Here is an 18,853-nt window from a genome sequence, read left to right as displayed (position 1 = left end):
TCAGCAGCCCAGGTGGTAGGAGATACCGGCGGCGGCCCCGCCGGCGGCGCCCGCGCACCAGCCCGAGCTGGCCACGGAGGCCGCGCACACCGGGCTGGTCGCCGGGGCGTCCACCGCCGCGGCCACGTTCAGCTCGTCGACGCTGGTGTAGGCCTGGTAGCCGGCCACCAGGTCGACGAGATTCAGCTGGTTGTCCATTTCTGTGTTCCCCTCTGATAATTACTTTTCGTTCGCCGATTGCTGATCCGCGAACAGGACGTGCACGCACGCGGTGCACGCCCTGCAACCGCATCAGCCGTGCTCGGTCGAGCGGGCGATCTGGTGCACCGGTGAGTCGGTGTTGCGGTACGGCCTGGCCGGGTCGATGTGCGCGGCCAGGAATGCCTCGGTGACCGCAACGCCGCGGTCGGCGCCGGTCCGCGCCGCCCGGAACAGCGCCTCGATCAGCACCGAGGCCCGGTGCTGGCCGAAGCTGAGGCCCCGGCGGTTCGGGTCGGGGTCGGCGGGTTCGAAGGCCAGCGCGATGCCGGGCGCAAGTCGCTCGGCGAACAGCGAGGTCTCCTCGCCCAGGCCCGGTTGCCCGGCCAGGCGGTCCACCAGGCCGGGCAACACCCCCCAATGGGCCGACGGCAGGTACATGACCAGCGAGTCCCGCCTCGGGTACAGCTCCGGCGCGGAGAGGATCTTGACGCGGTACTCGGCGCCGCCCTCCTCCAGCCCGGCCACCGCCGCCTGCCACACGTCCAGCGCGGCCGACGGGTCGACCAGGTGCACGTAGACCCGCAGCATCGGCTCGGCCCACCCGGCACCCCGGCTGCCGTCCAGCACGTAGAACCCGGGGGAAAGCGCGGGCCGGATCGCCGCGTGGCTGAACCGGACCGGGCTGCCCGGCGCGGTGCCGCCGGGGCGCACCCGCGGGCCCGGCTCGTCCGCCTCCAACACCTGGGCCGGCACCCAGATCCGCACCCCGGCGTGCTCCACCAGGACGCAGCCCTCCGGGCCGGCCAGCGCGGGTATCACCGGCTCGCACACCCGGCCGCGCACCGGGGTGGTGCGGTGCGCGCAGCGCCCACCGAGCTGCTCCTCGAACTCCCGGTCGCGCAGCTGCAGGGGGTGCCCCGGCGGCCGGGGTCCCTGGCCGGCGTGCAGCACGTCGTACACCGCCGCCGCCATCTTGGCCTGGAGCTCACGGGGGCTGTCCGCCGTCAACTCACGGTGACCAACCCGGCCGCTGAGGAGGTCTTCACTCAGCTCGACACACTCCGCCGCAGCGGCCACCGAATTAGTTTCGGCGACGCTATTCAGGCCACCCATCAGCTGGCCAGGCCGATCGCGGAAGCGAACCGTTCAGGGTTCAACAAAACGTTCCGACCGATCCCAGCGGCGGCTCGTTCAATTCCCGACAACAGTCCCCGGTAGGCACTACCGGCAAGTAACCGATCGAGCATGTGCCAGCCGGCAAAGGCGGTGGCCCGAACCATGAAGTCACTATTTACCGACTCGCTGACCGAACGGTAACCGGACCAGAAACTCTCAATTCTGGGGCGCAGCCGCTCGAGCTTGGCGACACCGAGACGCAGCACCGCGTGGTGGTCGAGGCCGACGCCGTCGGGGCTCGCCCCGCCGCGCGGAGTGACGATGTCCAGCACCGAGCGGTAGAGCCACTCGCCGGCGAAGCTGCCCACGTCGCGCGCCGGGTCGGCCAGCCGGAACTCCTCCCAGTCGGTGAGCACCAGGCGACCGCCGGAGAACAACAGCTGGTCCACCCGCAGGTCGCAGTGCGCCGGCACCCGGGTCGCCAGCACCTCCCGCTGGCGCAGCCCGGCCAGCGCACGCACCAAGGGCAGGTCGTTCTGCTGCAGCCGCCAGGCCTCCAGCTCGCCGTGGCTGACGTTCTCGTAAACGGCCAGTGGCAGGCCGTTGACCAGGTCGAGTGACGGCAGATCGGGCAGCGAACCGTCCAGCTGGATGCCATCGGGAACCACCATCGCGTGCACCGAGGCAACCGCCTCACCGGTCTGCCGGGCCATCGCGTCGTCGAACGTCTCGTCCACCATCCGGCCGGCACCACCGGTCGCGCCGGTGATCATCCGGTAGGCGACGAGCCCGTGCTCGAGGTCCCGGCCGAGGTACTCCGGGACGTCGAACGGGCGGCCCGGCTGCGCCCGGAACACCTCCTCGAACAGGTGCAGCCGGCGCATCCGGGCCACCACGTCCGCCGTGCGGCCGCTGAGCCGTTTGACGAAAATCTGGTCCCCGGTGCTGGTCGGGCCGGCCCAGACGTCGTTGCGGCCGTAAGGCGCGGTCAGCCCCGATCGGTCGAAAACGCCGAATCCAAGTCCGGTGAGGAATCGCTCCACCACCGGATTTGCGTCCAGACTGAGTGGCGTTATACCGCCGGCCGATTCACCGGTTGACACTTTCTGAGAATTCGACCCACCGAGCAATTCCGGTAAAGTCAAACGCTCAACCAAAAGGTCGACCGCCATGGATGCCCCCTCAAGCCGAAGCCTGTCTTTTGCTTAACGGGAAGTTAGCAGGGGGCGGTGATTGGGACCACAGACTCAAGTCTTTCTTAGGGCGAACTTAGCGAAGCGCTACGCAGCGTGAGTCGGGTAAACTAGCCATTACAGCGGGTGACACTCACACCTCGGCGCTGGCCAGCGCGGCGATCCGCCGCAGTTCGGCCAGGTGCCCCTCCAGGGCGGCACGGCCGGCCGGAGTGAGGGACAGCCAGGTGCGGATGCGAGAGCCGGACGGAGCCTTGGTCATCGACACGTAGCCCGCCTCCTGCAGGATCTTGACGTGCTTGCTCAGCACCGGGTCGCTGACCTCCAGCGCGTCCCGTACCGCCGCGAACGCGAGCGAGTCGACGGAGGCCAGCATGGCGCAGATCTGCAGCCGGTTGGCCGCGTGGATGACCTCGTCGAAGACCGGCTCGGGAGTGCGCCCGCTCACCGGTCGGACCGCAGGTTGCCCCGCGCGGCCACGTCGATCCGCGGCTCCATGACCAGGGTGAGAGCCAGCGCGAGCAGTCCGGCCGGGATCATCGCCCAGGTCAGCCCCAGCCCGAAGCGCAGCCACAGGCCGAGCCCGGCGAGCGCGAACAGCCCGAGGGCGTAGAGGTTCGCCGGCGCCGAACGGTAGCGGTCCATGGACACGCCGGTGGAGCGACTGGCCGCCCACATCAGCACGGACGGGATCACCGCGCAGCCGACGATCCCGCCGATCAGCGCGACGGGTTCGCTGCCGCTGCCGATGGCGATGAAGGTGAAGGCCATGGACAGACCCAGGGCCACCCGGTACCACCAGGGCGTTTCGATTCGGTCGGCCAGGCGGTCGCGGGCGATGTGCACGTCCCGCAGGGCGGCCTTGGCGGCGGTCGGGTCAGGTGTGGAGGATTGAGTTTCCATGTTGGCAACTGTAGCGCTCCACTTAACGACATGGCAAGTCAAGGCAACGACTACGGTCTTGGCCGTGGCAGCACACCCGCGACCGACCCTGGCCTCGGTGGCCGCGCGCGCCAACGTCTCCCCGTCCACCGCCTCGCTGGCCTTCGCCGGCAGCCCGAAGGTCGCCGCCGAGACCCGCGAGCGGGTGTTCACCGCCGCGCGTGAGCTCGGCTACGCCGGGCCCGACCCGCTGGCCGCCTCGCTGCGCCGGGGCCGCAGCGGAGTGGTCGGCGCGTTCATCGGCGAGCGGCTGCTCTACGCCTTCCGCGACCCGGTGGCCGTGCAGCTGCTGGACGGCATCGCCGAGGGCCTGGGTCCGCACGGCGTCGGGCTGCTGCTGTTGCCCGGCGACACCGGCCGGCCCGGGCTGGAGCAGCTCGGGCGTATCCCGCTGGACGCGGCGATCTTCGCCACCTGCGGCCAGGAGGGCGACCCGGCGTTGGAGCTGCTGCATCAGCGCGGGGTGCCGCTGGTGGCACTGGACGGCCCGGTGGTGGACGGGGTCACGCTGATCGACATCGAGGAGCTGTCCGGCATCACCGAGCTGGCCCGCGAGCTGCACCGGCTGGGCCACCGCCGGGTGGCCACGGTGACCATGCCGCTGCGCCTGGACGGCACCCGGGGCTGGATCGACGACGGCTGGCGCACGCGCAACCACTACCGGGATGTGCGGCACCGGCTGGACGGCGTGTTCGAGGTGTTCGGCCGGGTGCCGGCGATCGAGACCGCGAGCAACTCGGTCGACGAGGGCGCCATCGCCGGCCGGATCGTGCTGGACGTGCCGGCCGACTCGCGGCCCACGCTGGTCATGGCGCAGAGCGACATCCTGGCCGCCGGGGTGCTCCGCGCGGCCCGCGAGCTGGGCCTGCGGGTGCCCGAGGACGTGAGCATCGCCGGCTTCGACGGCGCCGACCTGCCGTGGCTCGCGCCCGAGCTGCTGTCCACCGTGGTCCAGCCGTCGGACGAGAAGGGGCGGCTCGGCGCGGCCGCCGTGATGGAGCTGCTGGCCGGCGGCCAACCGGCCGACCGCACCCTGCCGGTGCGGGTGCGGATCGGCACGACCACCGGGCCGCCGCCGTGAACACGCGCTAACGTCCCGGCATGACCGAACTCGTGCATCTGGAGATCGACCCCGGCGTTGCCACCGTCACCCTGGACTCGCCGGCCAACCGCAACGCGCTGTCCGCCCAGCTGCGCGGCGAGCTGCTCGGCCACCTGCGCACGGCGATCGACTCCGCCGAGACCAGGGTCGTCGTGCTGACGCACACCGGCACGGTGTTCTGCGCCGGCATGGACCTGAAGGAGTCGCGGGGCGCCGGGGTGAGCAACCAGGGCGTGAACGAGGTCCCCGAGCTGCTGCGGACCATCTGGACCTCACCCAAGCCGGTGATCTCCCGGCTGGCCGGCCCGGCCCGCGCCGGCGGCCTCGGCCTGGTGGCGTGCAGCGACTTCGCCCTGGCCGCCGAGGGGGTGTCGTTCGCGCTCACCGAGGTGCGCATCGGCGTGATCCCGGCGGTGATCACGGTTCCGCTGGTGCCCAAGGTGGACCCGTCGGCGCTGCACGAGTTGGCGCTGACCGGGGAGACCTTCTCCGCCCGGCGCGCGGCGGAGATCGGGCTGATCACCAAGGCAGTGCCGGCCGAGACGCTGGACGCCGAGGTGGCGAGGTACGCCGGCATGCTGCGCCTGGGTGCCCCGTCCGCGCTGGCCGGCACCAAGGAGCTGCTGCGCCGCGCCGTGACCGCCACCATCGCGGACGACCTGGCCGCCATGAGCGCCTTCTCCGCCGAGCGTTTCGCCTCGCCGGAGGCGCAGGAAGGCATCCAGGCCTTCCTGGAGAAGCGCAAACCTTCCTGGGCGAGCTGACGCTCGCCCTCGTGAGTGGCGATGACCGCTATGGCGTCACTCGGCACTCACGAGCCGACCGCCAGGTCGGCGGCCAGGCGCTCGATGCGGTCGCGCCAGAGCTTGAGGGCGGCGTCGCGTTCGGCGGTGCGGTCGGCCGGGCCGGTCTGGGTGAGGACCAGCCGGGCGCCGTGTCCGGTGCCCTGGCCCAGTTCGATGCGCACCCCGCCGGCCGGCGCACCGTCGAACAGCCAGTCGTAGGCCAGCGCCTCGCCGGCCCGCGACTCGGCCACCGGCCCGGCGGCGAACTCGGCCACCAGGCAACCGTCCGGCACCGGCCCACCCACCACCGGGACGGACGGGCCGACCAGCGCCGCCCAGGCCGCCTCGGCCGGCCGGACCAACTGCCGCTCGAACCGCACCCGCCAACCCTCGCCGGTGTTGTCCACGGTCCCCGCGTCCAGCCCGAGGACGCCGATGAACCGCTCGTGACCCGCGTCCATCGCGGCCCGGTCCGGATCCGCGACCGGGCGCCCGGCCAGCACGTCCAGCATGCCGTCGATGCAGGCGTGCCAGCCGGTGGCGAAGCTGGCCGAACCGTAGTGGTCGGCCACGGTGTGGGTGAGCACCAGCAGGCTGCCCCCGTCCGAGGGCCGCACCTCCCAGCGCAGGTGGTCCTCCTCCCAGGTGTAGGCGATGACCCTGGGCGGGTCCAGCTCGGTGATCTTGCCGCTCAGGGTCTGGCCTTCGCCCTTCTCCGCGAAGCGCACCGCGCCGCCCACGACCAGCTCGGGTTCCACGTCGAACGGGAACCACTGGTTCAGGTGCGACGGCTCGGTGAGCGCCCGCCACACCTTCTCCGGCGGGTGGCCGAGCCGGCGCTCGATCCGGATGGCGGTGCGGTCGCCGTCCGCGTACAGCGAGGTGTCGGTCATGCTGGGTCCTCTCCATCGGGGTCGTCGGGCATGCGGTCCAGGTAGCTCTCCAACGCGTCGAGCTGCGACTCCCAGTACCGGCGGTAGGGCGCCAGCCAGGCGTCCAGCTCGGCCAGCGGTGCCGGGCGCAGCTCGTACCAGCGGCGCTGCGCATCCGGGCGGACCCGTACCAGGCCGGCCTCGCGCAGCACCTTCAGGTGCTTCGAGGTACCCGGCTGGCTCAGCCCGAGCTCTTCGGTCAGCTCGCCGACCAGCCGGGGCCGCTCGAGCAGCAGGTCCAGCATCCGTCGCCGGGTCGGCTCGGCAAGCACCTCGAAAGCGCTGGTCACTCCGCTAATATACTGTGGCCGGAATATAACTGCAACAGAATATTAAGGCCCGAACAGCGAGACGGTCCGCCGCCGTGGGCGGTCAGAGCTCTCGGTAGATGCTTCCCCGGCCGCCGACGTCGACCACAGTGATGATCAGTTTGCTGTCCTGGATCGTGTAGATGACGCGATAGTCACCCACCGCAAACGCCACAGCTCCCGCTGCCCGGTCAACCGGAGCACGCCCGGCGGACGCGGGTCGGCCCCGAGCGACTCAACCTTCCGCAGGATCCGCACGCGTACCGGTCGATCCAAACGATCAAGTGCCTTCAGTGCGGGTCTGTTCCATTCGATACGGTAGCGACTCGTCACCGGTCTTCTTCGGTCTCCGGGTACGCGGCCAGGTCATCGGCGTACATCGCCATGACCTCTTCGTGCGGGATTGTGGGCCCCGAATCCGCAAGCGCCGCCTCCGCCGCGCGGATATCCGCCGCGTCCTCCAGAGCCTGGATCGCGGCGGCGCCGGCGGCGGCAACGTCAGGCGGCACGATCGCGGCCGTCGCCCGCCCGTCCCGGGTCAGATAGACGACCTCGCCCGAGGCAGCGGCCTTCACCGCCTCCGCCGGAGCGGCGGAGTCGGGCGGAAGCTCGTAGGCATGCGCGGCGGTCACCGTTCAAGGGTACCGCCGGGAGGCCGGTGGCCCTACTCACACAGCCGGACGGCGGCCTTCTCGATCTCCTCCTCCGAGAGCAGCACCCGGTGCGCCGCCGGGCCGAGCGGGATGAAGCTGTCCGCGCTGGTCACCCGGGCGACCGCGCCGCCGAAGCAGCCGTCCACCAGCGCGGCCAGCAGCGGCTCGGCCACCCCGCCGGTGAACCGGGTCTCGTCCACCACCAGAACCCGCCCGGTGCGCCGGGCCTCGCGCAGCACGGCTTCCACCGGCAGCGGGGCCAGCCAGCGCAGGTCCAGCACCCGGCAGCCGATCCCCCGCTCGGACAACCGGCGGGCCACCCGCAGGCTCATCCGCACGCCGTTGCCGAAGCTGACCATCGTCAGGTCCTCGCCGTGGCCGTGCACCCGGGGCGAACCCAGCGGCACCGACCCGCCCGGGTCGGCGGCCAGCCAGCCGTCGTCACCAGGTTCGTGCAGGTCACGGGTGTGGTAAAGGGCGATCGGCTCGAGGAAGACGCACACCCGGCCGTCCGCCCTGGCCGCCGCCGCGCAGCCGCGCAACATGGCGGCGGCGTCGTCCGGCCGGGACGGGGACGCCACCACCAGGCCGGGGATGTCGCGCAGCGCGGCCACCGCATTGTCGTTGTGGAAGTGCCCGCCGAAGCCGCGCTGGTAGCCGTAGCCGGCGATGCGCACCAGCATCGGGTTGCGGTACTGCCCCTGGGAGAAGAACCCCAGCGTGGCCGCCTCGCCGCGCAGCTGGTCGGCCGCGTTGTGCAGGTAGGCCAGGTACTGGATCTCCGCGATGGGCAGGAAACCGGCCAGCGCGGTGCCCAGCGCCGTGCCGAGCACGCTCTGCTCGTCCAGCGGCGAGTCGAACACCCTGGCCGCGCCGAACCGCTTGCGCAGACCGCGGGTCACCCCGTACACGCCGCCCTTGACCGCCACGTCCTCGCCGAAGACCAGTGCGCCCGGGTCGGCGGCGAGCACGTCTCCCAGCGCGGTGTTGATCGACTGGGCGAGGGTGGCGGGTGCGCGGGCGTCGTCGGGGGGCGGCGGGTCGGCCGCCGACCCCCGGTCCGGGCGCGAGGGCGCGAGCGGCTCGATCACCTGGGCGGCCGAGGTGAGCTTGGGCAGCCCGATCACCTGGCCGGCCAGCTCCCGCACCCGCGCACCGGCGTCCAGGTACCGCTGGAGCGCCTGCTCGGCGGTCAGCACGCCCGCACCGACCAGCAGCTCCGCCGTGCGGGTCACCGGGTCGTCGGCATAGTCGGCGTTGATCTCGGCCGCCGACCGGTACGCCGACTCCACGTCCGACCCGGCGTGCCCCATCAACCGCACGGTCCGCAGCCGCAGGAACGCGGGCGCGCGGTTGGCCCGCACCCACTCCGCCGCCGCCCGCGCGGTGGCCAGCGCGTCGCCGAGGTCGGAGCCGTCCGCCTCGAAGTAGCGCAGCCCCGGCCGCGACCCGTAGGCGTGCCGGATCCAGCCGGCCGGGGTGCGCACGCTGATGCCGATCCCGTTGTCCTCGCACACCAGCAGCAACGGCACCGGCAGCCCCTGGTAGCCGCAGTACACTGCCGAGTTGATCGCGCCGGCCGCGGTGGAGTGGTTGGCCGAGGCGTCACCGAAGCTGCACACCACCACCGAGTCGGCCGGCCACTCGGTCTCCCGGCGGAGCTTGGCCGCGCGCTCGATGCCGAACGCCAGCCCGAGCGCCCTCGGCAGGTGGGAGGCGATCGTGGAGGTCTGCGGCACGATGTTCAGCGCCTTGTGGCCGAACACCTTGTGCCGGCCGCCGGCGATCGGTTCCTCGGCGGCCGCCACGATGCCCAGCAGCACGTCCCGCAACCCGTCGTGCCCGGGCACCTGAGCCGCCCGGGCCAGGTAGAACCCGCCGGACCGGTAGTGCAGCAGCGCCGGGTCGGTGACCCGCAGCGCCGCCGCGACCGCCGCGTTCCCCTCGTGCCCCGACGAGCCGATGCTGTAGTAGCCCTGGCCGGCCTTGCCCAGCTCGCGGGCCATCAGGTCCAGCTGCCGGCTGCCCACCTGGGCGTCGAACAGGGCCAGCGCGGTCTCGGCGGGCAGCCCGGTCGGCAGCTCGGCGGTGGTCGCCGCGAAGGTGGCGACGGCGGTCCGGAAGTGGTCGTCGATCGGCTCGCTCATCGACTACCACCCTGGCCTGCCGGCGCCGCCGGCGCCAAGTCCCACCAGCGCGGCGGTCGCTCGGGCTCAGCCCCACCCGCCCTGATCCTCGGCGTACTCGGCGCACGCCCGGGCCAGGCAGTCCAGGGCCAGCGGGAGCAACGGGTTGGTGTTGTTCGGCCGGTGCAGCGCCAGCACGAACCGGTGCGGCGCGCGGCCGGCCAGCCGCACCCTGGCCACCCCGCCGTCCGGCCAGGCCAGCCCGGGCAGCATGGCCACGCCGAGGCCGCGCGACACCAGGTCCCGGATCACCGTGTAGTCGTTGCTGCGGAAGATGATCCGGGGCTGGAAACCCGCTTCGCTGGCCAGCCGGGCCAGCGAACGGGCGCCGGCGGTGTCCGGGTTGGTGCAGATCCAGGTCTCCCCGCGGCACTCGGCCAGGTCCACCTCGGTGCGCCCGGCCAGCCGGTGCTCGGTGGGCACGGCGAGCAGGAACGGCTCGGCCAACAGCTCGGTGCGGGTCAGCTCCACCGGCCAGTCCTTGGGCGCGAGGTCGTAGTCGAACACCACGGCGGCGTCCAGCGCGCCGCTGCGCACCCCGCCCAGCACGTCGTCCGGCTCGCCCTCGTCCAGGTGTACCTCGGCGCCCGGCCGGCGGGACACCACGTCGGCCAGCGCGGCCGGCACCACCCGGGCGTTCGCGGTGGCGAAGCTGGCCAGCCGCAGGGTGCCGGCCTCACCGGCCACCATCGCCCTGGCCTCCCGCTCCAGGGTGGTCAGCGCGGCGAGCACGGCCGCACTGCGCTCGGCCAGCAGCGCGGCCACCGCCGTGGCCCGCACGCTGCGCGCGGACCGCTCGAACAGCGGCGCACCGATCGCCCGCTCCAGCAGGAACATCTGCTGGGACACCGCCGAGGACGTGTAGCCGAGGTTGCGCGCGGCCTCCGCGAACGACCCGGTGCCCACACACTCCCGCAGCGTCCGCAGGTGGATCGGGTTGAGCACGGCCCGACCTTAACCCGGACCCGCCCCACTCCTGATTCAGTGGGTTCAGCACCTTGATTCAGTCACTTTTGGCGGTTACCCGCGCCGACGGCGGCCCGGAGAAACTGCTGAAGTGACTGAATCAACGTGCTGAAGTGACTGAACCAGTGTGCTGAACCCACTGAATCAGGTCGGGGTGGGGGTGGGGGTGGGGAGGCGGCCGCGGAGGTGCATGGCGGTGCGGACGCGGTCCTGGGCCAGGTGCAGGGCCGCCTGGTGCGGGAGCATGCCGGCCGTTTCGGCGTAGTCCAGGACGGTCACCGTGTTCGCGCGCATCTTGGCCGAGACGGTGGCGAAGATGGCCGCGGGATCGGGGCGGAAGGCCGAGTAGCGGGCGTCCATGGCGAATCCCGCCGCCACCGCGCCCCCGGCGTTGGCGATGAAGTCGGGCACCACGGTGACCCGTCGGTCGGCCAGCACCTGGCGGGCCTCGGGAGTGGTGGGCAGGTTGGCGCCCTCCACCACCAGGGTGACCCGCAGCCGGGCGGCCAGGCGGGCGTCGATCACGTCCTGCACCGCCGCCGGGATGAGCACGTCGCAGTCGACCAGCAGTTCCTCCCCCGCCGCGACGCGCAGCTCGGGCGGCGCCGCCAGCACGCAGTCGTCGCCGGCCTCCTCCCGCAGGGCCAGCCAGCGCGCGGCGTCCAGGCCGTCCGGGTCGTGCACCGCGCCGCGCGCGGTGGACAGCGCGACCACCGTTGCGCCCAGCTCGTCCAGCCGCCGGGCGGCGGCCAGCCCGACCGCGCCGAAGCCCTGGATGGCCACCCGCGCGCCCTTCACCTCGCGGTCGGCCCGGCGCAGCGCCTCGTCCACCGCCTCGGCCACCCCGTAGCCGGTGACGCCCAGCGCGTCGTACGGCACCCCGCCCAGTTCCTCGGGCACGCCGACGGCGGCGCCCCGGTCGCCCAGCTCGTCCTGGATGATCGCCGCGTCCGCCTCGGTCATGCCCATGTCCAGGCCGGCAACGTACGAGGACGGGATCTGGTCGGCCAGCTTGCGCACGAACGCGCGCAGCACCCGCTCCTTGTCCGGCGCGGTCGGGTCGGCCAGGATGCCGGCCTTGGCGCCGCCGTGGAACATGTCCACCCCGGCCCATTTCCAGGTCATCACCCGGGCCAGCCGGGCGATCTCGCCGACGCTCACCGTGGGGCTCATCCGGGTGCCGCCCTTGCCGGACCCGCGCGCGGTGTTGTCGACCACCAACACGCCGCGCATGCCGGTCCGCGAGTCGGACACGCAGACGACCTTCTCCGGCCCCCACTCGTCCACGTCCCGCAAAAGGTCAGACACAGTTCAGCTCCGGTCTCGCCTGGTCGGCGGCGAATCGTCGGACGTCCAGCGCGGAGACGTCCACCACGGGGGTGTGGCCGAGCACCAGGTCGCGCAGCACCTCGCCGATCGCCGGCCCCTGCAGGAAGCCGTGTCCGGAGAACCCGGTGGCGTAGAGGAACCGGCTCGCGCCGGCCGCCTCGCCGACCACCGCGTTGTGGTCCGGGGTCATCTCGTACAGCCCGGCCCAGCCGTGCGCGATGCCCACCTCGGCCAGCCGGGGCGCCCGCCGGGCGACCACGGCGCCGAACCGGCCCAGCCAGGCGTCGTCGCGTTCGGTGCGGAAGCCGAACTCCTCGTCCGGGTCGGACATGCCCATCAGCAGCCCGGCGCCCTCGTCGTGGAAGTAGAAGCTGGTCCCGAAGTCGATGGTGAACGCCAGCCGGGGCGGCAGATCCGGGATCGGCTCGCTGACCAGCACCTGCCGGCGCAGCGGCCGCACCGGCAGCTCGACGCCGGCCATCTCCCCCACCGCCGCCGACCACGCCCCGGCCGCACAGATCACCGTGTCGGTACGCACGTCCCCGGCCTCGGTGCGAACCGCGGTGATCTCCCCGCCGGACGCCTCGATCCCGGTCACCGCGCAGTACCGGCGGATCACCGCGCCGTGCTGGCGGGCGCCGGCCGCGTAACCGTGCACCACCGCCTCCGGGGTGCAGTGCCCGTCGGCGGGCGAGTAGGCGGCGGCCAGCAGACCGTCGGCGGCGACGAACGGGGACAGCTCCTTGGCCTCGGCGACGCCGAGCATCCGGCTGGGCACACCCATCTCGTTCTGCACCGCGACGTTCCGCTCGAACGCGGCCACGTCGCCGGCGTTGTCCAGCAGGAACAGGTAGCCGTGCCGCTTCAGGTCGATCTCCGCGCCGGGCCGCTCGGCGAAGCGCGCGAACGCGTCCAGGCTGCGCTGGCCCAGCGCGATGTTCACCGGGTCGGAGAACTGCGCCCGCACCCCGCCGGCCGCCTTGCTGGTACTGCCGCCGGCCAGCTCGCCGCGTTCCAGCAGCAGCACCCGCACGCCCGCCTCGGCCAGGTGGAAGGCCGCGCTGGTGCCGATCACCCCGCCGCCGATCACCACGACCTCGGCACTTTCGGTGCCCGTCACAGGCGGAAGTCCAGGTCCGGCTCGATCGTCGCGGTGTCCATCTGCGCCTTCTGCAGCGAACCGGAGAAGTCCCAGTTCATCGACTGCCAGCGGGTGAACTGGTCGAGCACCCAGATGCCGGACTGGCGGCTGCCGTTGCCCGACCGCCCGTTGCCGCCGAACGGGAGGTGCGCCTCCGCGCCGGAGGTGGAGTTGTTCACGCTCACCATGCCGGCGCCGACCCGCTGGCGGAACCGGAACGCGGTGCCCGGGTCGTTGGTGTACACGGCGGCGGACAGCCCGTAACCCGGGGCATTGGCCAGCTCGACCGCCTCGTCCAGGTGCCGGTAGGTGGTCACCCCGACCACCGGGCCGAACGTCTCCTGGCCGAACACCTCGTCGCCCGGCCGCACGCCGTCCAGCAGCACCGGGTGGTAGTACAGCCCGGCCGCCGGGTCGCCGAGGAAGCCGTCCCGGGGGTTGGCCGCGTCGATCCGGCCCACGCCGCCGGACCCCAGCACCCGGTGGTGGGTGGCGACCCAACCGAGGATCTTCTCGAAGTTGTCCGCGAACCGCTGGTCCAGCATCGGGCCGTACAGCACGTCCCCGGTGGGGTCGCCGATCGCGGCCGCGCGCACCGCCGCGTCGAACCGGCGGACGAACTCGTCGTGCACGTCCGCGTGCGCGATCACCGTGCCCAGGCTGGTGCAGCGCTGGCCGGCGGTGCCGTACCCGGAGAACAGCGCGCCCTGCACCGCCAGGTCCAGGTCCGCGTCCGGCGCGACCACCATCGGGTTCTTCCCGCCCAGTTCCAGGCAGGCGGACTGCAGGTGCCGGCCGCACAGCTCGCCGACCTTCGCGCCGACCGCACTGGACCCGGTGAAGCCGACCTTGTCCACCAGCCGCTCGGCCAGCGCCAGCTCCAGGCCCTCGAAGGTGCTCGCGCCGTCCGCGTGCACCAGGTTCAGCACGCCGCTCGGCACACCGGCCCGCCAGACCAGCTCGGCGAACGCGCGCGCGGTGGCCGAGGCGTACTCCGCCGGCTTCCACACCACCGCGTTGCCGCACAGCAGCGCCGGCACCAGGTACCAGGACGGCACCGCCACCGGAAAGTTGCCGGCGGTGATCACGGCGGCCACCCCGACCGGTACCCGGAAGGTGAACAGCTGCTTGTCCGGCATCTCCGAGGGCACCGTCTGGCCGTACAGCCGCCGGCCCTCGCCGAGGAAGAAGTCGCAGGTGTCGATGATCTCCTGCACCTCGCCCCGAGCCTCCGCGATCGGCTTGCCGATCTCCCGGGTGACCAGTTGGGACAGGGCCTCCTTGTTGGCCTCGACCAGGCGCCCGATGCTCGCCACCACCCGGCCGCGCACCGGCGCCGGCACGTCCGCCCAGCCCACCTGGGCGGCCCGGGCCGAGCGCGCGGCGCGGCGGAACGTCTCGGCGTCACCCAGCCGCACGGTGGCGACGGTGTCGTCCAACCGGCTCGGGTTGACCGAGCGATACTCGCCGGCGCTGTCCCGGTCCTCGTGCTGGTCGATGATCGAGGCAAGGCGGCTGAGGTCCATTGCCCGACCCTACGACGCGCCGGCGCCACTGACGCCCCACACTTCCCCGCCCTGAGCCTCAGCTCTCCTTACCCCTTGCCGCTCTCCCTGCCGGGTACCGCTGAGCGCGCTATGGCTCTGCGTGGAAATATGCGACACCGGGTGTTCCGATTACCGGCACATCCGGTGGGCCGGCGCTCGACTCCCGGCCGATGTCATGATCATCAGGACACGGCGGCCACTCCCGTTCACACGGGCGGCCCTCATGCCCTGTTGACCTTGTGTAGGGCTAGCGCCGAAGGGCGCCCTCAGAGCACGCCACTCCCGAATGTCGCGTATTTCCACGCAGAGCCATAGCGTGCTGAGTGGTACCCGCGACGGAGAGGCGGGTGGGGCTGGCAGGGATCGGTCAGGGCTGTTCAGCGAGCAGGGCGCGTTCGGCGGCGGCCAGCGGGTGTTGCTCGGCGTGCGCGCGCAGCTCGGCCAGGCGCCGCTCGGGGTCGGCCGCCGACCACTCGCGGGCGAAGTCGCCGGACAGGATGTCGTCGCGCAGCACCCCGGTGAACCGCCGGGCCAGCTCACTGGGGTCCAGCCGGCCCAGGCCGCGCAGCTGGCCGTACTGGCTGGTCTGCGAGTGCAGCCCCAGCTGCCCGAGCAGCCCCGACCGGGCCACCCGCGCGAAGATCTCCGCCGGCTCGCCGGACAGGTACAGCTCGTTCAGGATCGCCTCGTCGGAGAAGCCCTCCGCGTGCAGCACCTGGTAGGCGGTCTGGAAGACGCTCATGATGGCCGGCCAGATGGCCTGCTCGGAGAACAGGTCCAGCGCCGCCTCCTCCCGCGCCGAGGACGCCACCGCGCCGGCCTGGGTGCCGCCGATCCCCTTCGCCACCGCCAGCGCGGTGCGCAGAGCATCGCCGGTGGCGTCCCGCTCGGCGGACACGAAACACGGGTAACCCACCCGGCGCTCGTACCGGGTGCGCACGGCGGCGCCGATCATCCGAGGCGCCACCATCACCACGTCCACCCCGGCCGGTACGTCCAGCAGGCCGAACGCCACGTTGTAACCGGACGCGACAACCAGGGTGTTCCCGCTGGTCAGCCCGGGGGCAATCTGTTCAGCAAACACCGAAGGCTGCACCTCGTCGGGGATCAGCAGCAGCGCCACGTCGGCCCGCCGCGCCGCCTCGGCGATGGAGAACACCGCAAAGCCCGCGTCCCGGGCCGGCGCCAGGTACTCGTCGTCGCGGTTGCCCACGATCATCTCGATGCCGCTGTCGCGCAGGTTGGCCGCCTGCGCGGCGCCCTGGTTGCCGTGGCCGAGCACTGCCACCACGCGTCCGTCCAGCGCGGTCTGGTCGGCGTCCGAGTCGGTGTAGATCGTCGCGCTCACTGCTGCCCTCCTGCTGAAGTGACTGAATCACCGTGCTGAGGTGACTGAATCGGCGTGGGGGCGGGTTTGCGGCCTCGGACCCGCAGCACCCCCGGCGCCAGCTCGGCGGCCACCCGCATCGCGGCGACCTGGCCGCCCGGGTCCGCGATGCCCTTGCCGGCGATGTCGAAAGCGGTGCCGTGGTCCACCGAGGCCCGCAGCACCGGCAGCCCGAGCGTGCAGCTCACGGTGCCGAAGAAGTCCACCGTCTTGGCCGCGATGTGGCCCTGGTCGTGGTAGAGCGACAGCACCCCGTCGTAGCGGCCCTGCCGGGCCTGGAAGAACACCGCGTCGGCCGGCACCGGGCCGACGGCATCCACTCCCCGGGCGCGCGCGGCGGCCACCGCGGGTCCGAGGATCTCGTTCTCCTCGCTGCCGATCAGCCCGTTCTCCCCGGCGTGCGGGTTGAGCGCGGCCAGCGCGATGTGCGGGTCGGTGAAACCCAGCTCGCCCAGCAACTCGTTGACCCGCAGCAGCCCGTCCCGCACCTGCTCGGTCGTCAGCTGGGCTATCGCGGTGGCGAGCGGGTGGTGCCGGGTGAGGAAGAAGATGCGCAGCTTCTCCAGCACGAACATGGTGACCACCTGGGCCGGCGGCACCCCGAACAGCGAGCCGAGCATCTCGGTGTGCCCGGGGAAGCCGGACCCGCCGGCGCGGATGGCCTCCTTGTTGATCGGCGCGGTGACCACGGCGTCGATCCGGCCCTCGCGGGCCAGCGCGCAGGTGACCTCGATGGACTCCACCGCCGCCGCCCCGTACTCGCCCCGCACCCGGCCGAACTCCACATCGCCCAGGTTGTCCAGGTCCAGCACGTGCACGACGTCGTGTTCGCCGGTGACGTCCTCGGGACCGGCCACCCGGCGCACCTCGAGCGGCAGCCCGGCCGCCTGGATCGCCCGCTCGATGACGCCCGCGTCGGCCACCACCAGCGGCCGGGCCAGGCCGCGCAGGGAGGGGTCGGCCAGCGCGGCGACGGTGATCTCCGGGCCGACTCCGGCCGGGTCGCCCATGGTCAGCCCGATGACGGGTGGGTTCATCCGATCTCCTTGAGTAGCGCGGCAACCAGTTGGGACAAAGTCTCCGGGCCGCCGACCAGGCCGCCCTTGGTGATCACCGGCAGGCCGGCCCAGCGGCCGGCGGTGACCCGCGAGCGCGGGCACAGCGGGGCGATCTCCGCCTCGGCGTCCAGTGCCGGCACGCCCAGCGCGTCCATCAGCGCCGACCCGGTGGCCCCGCCGCCGACCACGATCCCGCCGCAGTCCACCCCGTGCCGCGCGGCCTCCTCGACCAGCCACGCCGCCGCCTTGGCCGCCACCGTGGACTGCACCCACGCCGGCCCGGCATCCCGGGTCGCCGCCCCCAGCGTCTCCACCACCAACACCGGCGAGTCGGGGTTTCGTGCACGGTGTGTCGGGCTTTCGGGTACGGCCCGAGGCGGCCCGGTCAACGCCGCCCAGTCCGGCGCGCACTCACCGGCCAGCAGCTCGCCGGCCGGGAAGGCCAGCGCCGGATACCGCTCGCCCAGGGTGGCCAGCTGCTCGCGGTTGGTCTCGGTCGGGCTGGACAGCACGACCAGCGGGTAGCGCGGGCGGGCGGCACCGCGGTGGTGGCGCAGCCAGGCCCCGGGCGAAACGGTGATCAGCGGCTGGCCGTCCTCGACCAGCCGGCCGGCGACCTCGGCCATGGTGCGCAGGTGTTCCTCGGTCTCGCCGTCCGCGGCGAAACGGGGCCCGCCGGCCGACAGCATGGCCGCGAGCACCGCGTCCGGGCCGGCGTCCAGCACGTCCCGCCCCAGCGACGCGACCCGCGCCGGGCCGAACAGCGCCGGCCCGACCGGCATCCCGTGCACCGGCGGCCGCACGCCCGGGGCGTGCAGGCACCCGCCGACCACGGTCCGGCCGGCCGACGGGAACGCCGGAACGGCGAGCAACCACGGATCGGCCAACCCGGCGCCGGCGACGACGCCTTCGAGCTCGAGCGCCGGCGCGCCGCGCAGCGTCGAGTCGATGCGCAGCTCGATCCGTTCCGCCCCCACCGAGCGCAGGTAGGCCGCCCAGGACGCGGCGCGCTCCCGGGGGTCGGCGCCGTAGTCGCGGGTCCGCATGTCCACCACCAGCCCGCCGGCCCTGGCCGGTGGCTCCTCGCGCCGCCAGCGCACCGAGGTCGGCAGCCCGGACTCGCGCAGCATGGCCGCGCTGGCCAGTGCGCCGGTCAGGTCGTCGGCCAGCACGCCGACCTGCGGGCCGGTCACGGCCGGGCCACCCCGGAGGCCAGGCGCACCCGAAGGTGCGGGTCCTGGTCCAGCGCGGCCACCGCCGAGGCGGGCGCGCCGGCGTCGGTGATCAGCGTGGCCGGCGTGGTCAGCGGGGCGAAGAAGGGGAACGGCGCGGCGCCCAGCTTGGTGTGGTCGGCCAGCACGTAGACCGCCCGGGCCCGGGAGGCCATCAGCGCCTTCAGCGACGCCTGCTCCAGCGTCGGGCAGGACAGCCCGCGCTCGGCCAGCACCCCGTCCGCGCCCAGGAACACCCGGTCCGCGACCACGTGCCGCAGCGTCTCCTCGGCCAGCGGCCCGACCAGTGCCTGACTGGTGTGCCGGAGCTGGCCGCCGAGGGTGATCAGGGTGATGGAGGGGCGATGGCTGAGCGTGACCAGGGTGTTGATCCCGTTGGTCAGCACGGTCAGCCCGTCCCGCTCGGCCAGGTGGTGGGCCAGCCGGCCGGTGGTGGTGCCGGCATCCAGGATCAGCACCTCGCCGTCGCGGACCTCGGCCGCCGCGCAGCGGGCGATCGCATCCTTCTCCGCCTCGGCCCGCCGCTCCTTCTGCCCGAGCGTGCGCTCCAGCGGGAGCGGCCCGGTGACCGCGCCGCCGTAGGTGCGGGTGGCCCGGCCCTGGTCGGTGAGTAGCCGCAGGTCCCGGCGGACCGTGGCGGCGGAGACACCCAGCAGGGCGCACAGTTCGGCGACCGTGCCCCGGCCGGCGAGCAGCTCGGCGTAGATCAGGTCCCGGCGGTCGCGCGGTCTCACACACTGCTCGATTCGATCAACTTTGACCTCCGAAAGTGCGC

General features: G+C 72.9%; 20 protein-coding genes. 2 read left to right on the top strand and 18 right to left on the bottom strand.

The window, feature by feature from the left end; translation table 11 throughout:
- From ABEB12_RS37875 to ABEB12_RS37855, 5 genes are all read right to left on the bottom strand, one after another.
- Positions 1 to 198, bottom strand: a complete 198-nt coding sequence (locus ABEB12_RS37875) for an LxmA leader domain family RiPP (RefSeq protein WP_185059939.1) — start codon at positions 196 to 198, stop codon at positions 1 to 3.
- A gap of 93 nt (positions 199 to 291) precedes the next feature.
- Positions 292 to 1,209, bottom strand: a complete 918-nt coding sequence (locus ABEB12_RS37870; protein WP_345703502.1) for a T3SS effector HopA1 family protein — start codon at positions 1,207 to 1,209, stop codon at positions 292 to 294.
- A 104-nt stretch (positions 1,210 to 1,313) separates the two neighbouring features.
- Complete coding sequence (gene lxmK, locus ABEB12_RS37865) at positions 1,314 to 2,363, bottom strand: class V lanthionine synthetase subunit LxmK (protein ID WP_221497611.1); 1,050 nt, start codon at positions 2,361 to 2,363, stop codon at positions 1,314 to 1,316.
- Between the two features lie 280 nt (positions 2,364 to 2,643).
- The gene (locus ABEB12_RS37860) at positions 2,644 to 2,958 is read right to left on the bottom strand and encodes a transcriptional regulator (RefSeq protein WP_345703501.1); all 315 of its coding nucleotides are present in this window, start codon (positions 2,956 to 2,958) and stop codon (positions 2,644 to 2,646) included.
- Entirely contained in the window at positions 2,955 to 3,413 is a 459-nt protein-coding gene (locus tag ABEB12_RS37855) for a hypothetical protein (RefSeq protein WP_185059936.1), read from the bottom strand. Before ABEB12_RS37855 ends, ABEB12_RS37860 begins: the two co-directional genes overlap by 4 nt.
- 64 nt (positions 3,414 to 3,477) lie before the next feature.
- Here ABEB12_RS37855 and ABEB12_RS37850 point away from each other — a divergent pair, with 64 nt between their 5' ends.
- Positions 3,478 to 4,533, top strand: a complete 1,056-nt coding sequence (locus tag ABEB12_RS37850) for a LacI family DNA-binding transcriptional regulator (RefSeq protein WP_345703500.1) — start codon at positions 3,478 to 3,480, stop codon at positions 4,531 to 4,533.
- Positions 4,534 to 4,553: 20 nt separating this feature from the next.
- Positions 4,554 to 5,318 (top strand): enoyl-CoA hydratase-related protein, encoded by a 765-nt coding sequence (locus ABEB12_RS37845; RefSeq protein ID WP_185059934.1) that lies wholly within the window; start codon positions 4,554 to 4,556, stop codon positions 5,316 to 5,318.
- 47 nt (positions 5,319 to 5,365) lie between these two features.
- Here the strand turns inward: ABEB12_RS37845 and ABEB12_RS37840 are convergent, their stop codons facing one another.
- The 13 genes from ABEB12_RS37840 to ABEB12_RS37780 form a co-directional block, all read right to left on the bottom strand.
- Positions 5,366 to 6,232 (bottom strand): SRPBCC domain-containing protein, encoded by an 867-nt coding sequence (locus tag ABEB12_RS37840; protein WP_185059933.1) that lies wholly within the window; start codon positions 6,230 to 6,232, stop codon positions 5,366 to 5,368.
- Positions 6,229 to 6,561 (bottom strand): metalloregulator ArsR/SmtB family transcription factor, encoded by a 333-nt coding sequence (locus tag ABEB12_RS37835; protein WP_185059932.1) that lies wholly within the window; start codon positions 6,559 to 6,561, stop codon positions 6,229 to 6,231. The genes ABEB12_RS37840 and ABEB12_RS37835 overlap by 4 nt, the downstream gene beginning before the upstream one ends.
- Before the next feature lie 82 nt (positions 6,562 to 6,643).
- Positions 6,644 to 6,754: a type II toxin-antitoxin system RelE family toxin gene (locus tag ABEB12_RS37830; RefSeq protein ID WP_345703499.1), complete on the bottom strand. Its 111-nt coding sequence runs from the start codon at positions 6,752 to 6,754 to the stop codon at positions 6,644 to 6,646.
- Between the two features lie 154 nt (positions 6,755 to 6,908).
- Positions 6,909 to 7,211 carry a hypothetical protein gene (locus ABEB12_RS37825; RefSeq protein WP_185059931.1) on the bottom strand — a complete coding sequence of 101 codons (303 nt, stop codon included), beginning with the start codon at positions 7,209 to 7,211 and terminating at the stop codon, positions 6,909 to 6,911.
- Positions 7,212 to 7,243: 32 nt separating this feature from the next.
- Positions 7,244 to 9,379 (bottom strand): thiamine pyrophosphate-dependent enzyme, encoded by a 2,136-nt coding sequence (locus ABEB12_RS37820; protein WP_185059930.1) that lies wholly within the window; start codon positions 9,377 to 9,379, stop codon positions 7,244 to 7,246.
- Between the two features lie 66 nt (positions 9,380 to 9,445).
- A complete protein-coding gene (locus ABEB12_RS37815; RefSeq protein WP_185059929.1) occupies positions 9,446 to 10,363 on the bottom strand; it encodes a LysR substrate-binding domain-containing protein in 918 nt (305 codons plus the stop codon).
- Between the two features lie 165 nt (positions 10,364 to 10,528).
- Positions 10,529 to 11,692: a Glu/Leu/Phe/Val dehydrogenase gene (locus ABEB12_RS37810; RefSeq protein WP_185059928.1), complete on the bottom strand. Its 1,164-nt coding sequence runs from the start codon at positions 11,690 to 11,692 to the stop codon at positions 10,529 to 10,531.
- Positions 11,685 to 12,833: an FAD-dependent oxidoreductase gene (locus tag ABEB12_RS37805; protein ID WP_185059927.1), complete on the bottom strand. Its 1,149-nt coding sequence runs from the start codon at positions 12,831 to 12,833 to the stop codon at positions 11,685 to 11,687. The genes ABEB12_RS37810 and ABEB12_RS37805 overlap by 8 nt, the downstream gene beginning before the upstream one ends.
- Positions 12,830 to 14,380: an aldehyde dehydrogenase family protein gene (locus tag ABEB12_RS37800; RefSeq protein ID WP_185059926.1), complete on the bottom strand. Its 1,551-nt coding sequence runs from the start codon at positions 14,378 to 14,380 to the stop codon at positions 12,830 to 12,832. The genes ABEB12_RS37805 and ABEB12_RS37800 overlap by 4 nt, the downstream gene beginning before the upstream one ends.
- A gap of 388 nt (positions 14,381 to 14,768) precedes the next feature.
- Complete coding sequence (locus ABEB12_RS37795) at positions 14,769 to 15,749, bottom strand: NAD(P)-binding domain-containing protein (RefSeq protein WP_185059925.1); 981 nt, start codon at positions 15,747 to 15,749, stop codon at positions 14,769 to 14,771.
- The gene (gene pdxA, locus ABEB12_RS37790; protein WP_185059924.1) at positions 15,746 to 16,825 is read right to left on the bottom strand and encodes a 4-hydroxythreonine-4-phosphate dehydrogenase PdxA; all 1,080 of its coding nucleotides are present in this window, start codon (positions 16,823 to 16,825) and stop codon (positions 15,746 to 15,748) included. The genes ABEB12_RS37795 and pdxA overlap by 4 nt, the downstream gene beginning before the upstream one ends.
- On the bottom strand, positions 16,822 to 18,039 hold the full coding sequence (locus ABEB12_RS37785) for a four-carbon acid sugar kinase family protein (RefSeq protein WP_185059923.1): 1,218 nt from the start codon (positions 18,037 to 18,039) through the stop codon (positions 16,822 to 16,824). Before ABEB12_RS37785 ends, pdxA begins: the two co-directional genes overlap by 4 nt.
- Entirely contained in the window at positions 18,036 to 18,812 is a 777-nt protein-coding gene (locus ABEB12_RS37780; RefSeq protein ID WP_221497610.1) for a DeoR family transcriptional regulator, read from the bottom strand. Before ABEB12_RS37780 ends, ABEB12_RS37785 begins: the two co-directional genes overlap by 4 nt.
- Positions 18,813 to 18,853: the final 41 nt, after the last annotated feature.

It is taken from the genome of Actinospineispora eucalypti, from assembly GCF_039543365.1.
Lineage (GTDB): Bacteria > Actinomycetota > Actinomycetes > Mycobacteriales > Pseudonocardiaceae > Pseudonocardia > Pseudonocardia eucalypti.
Note: the sequence above shows the minus strand (reverse complement) of the source record. Positions and strands in the feature narration are given on the sequence as shown.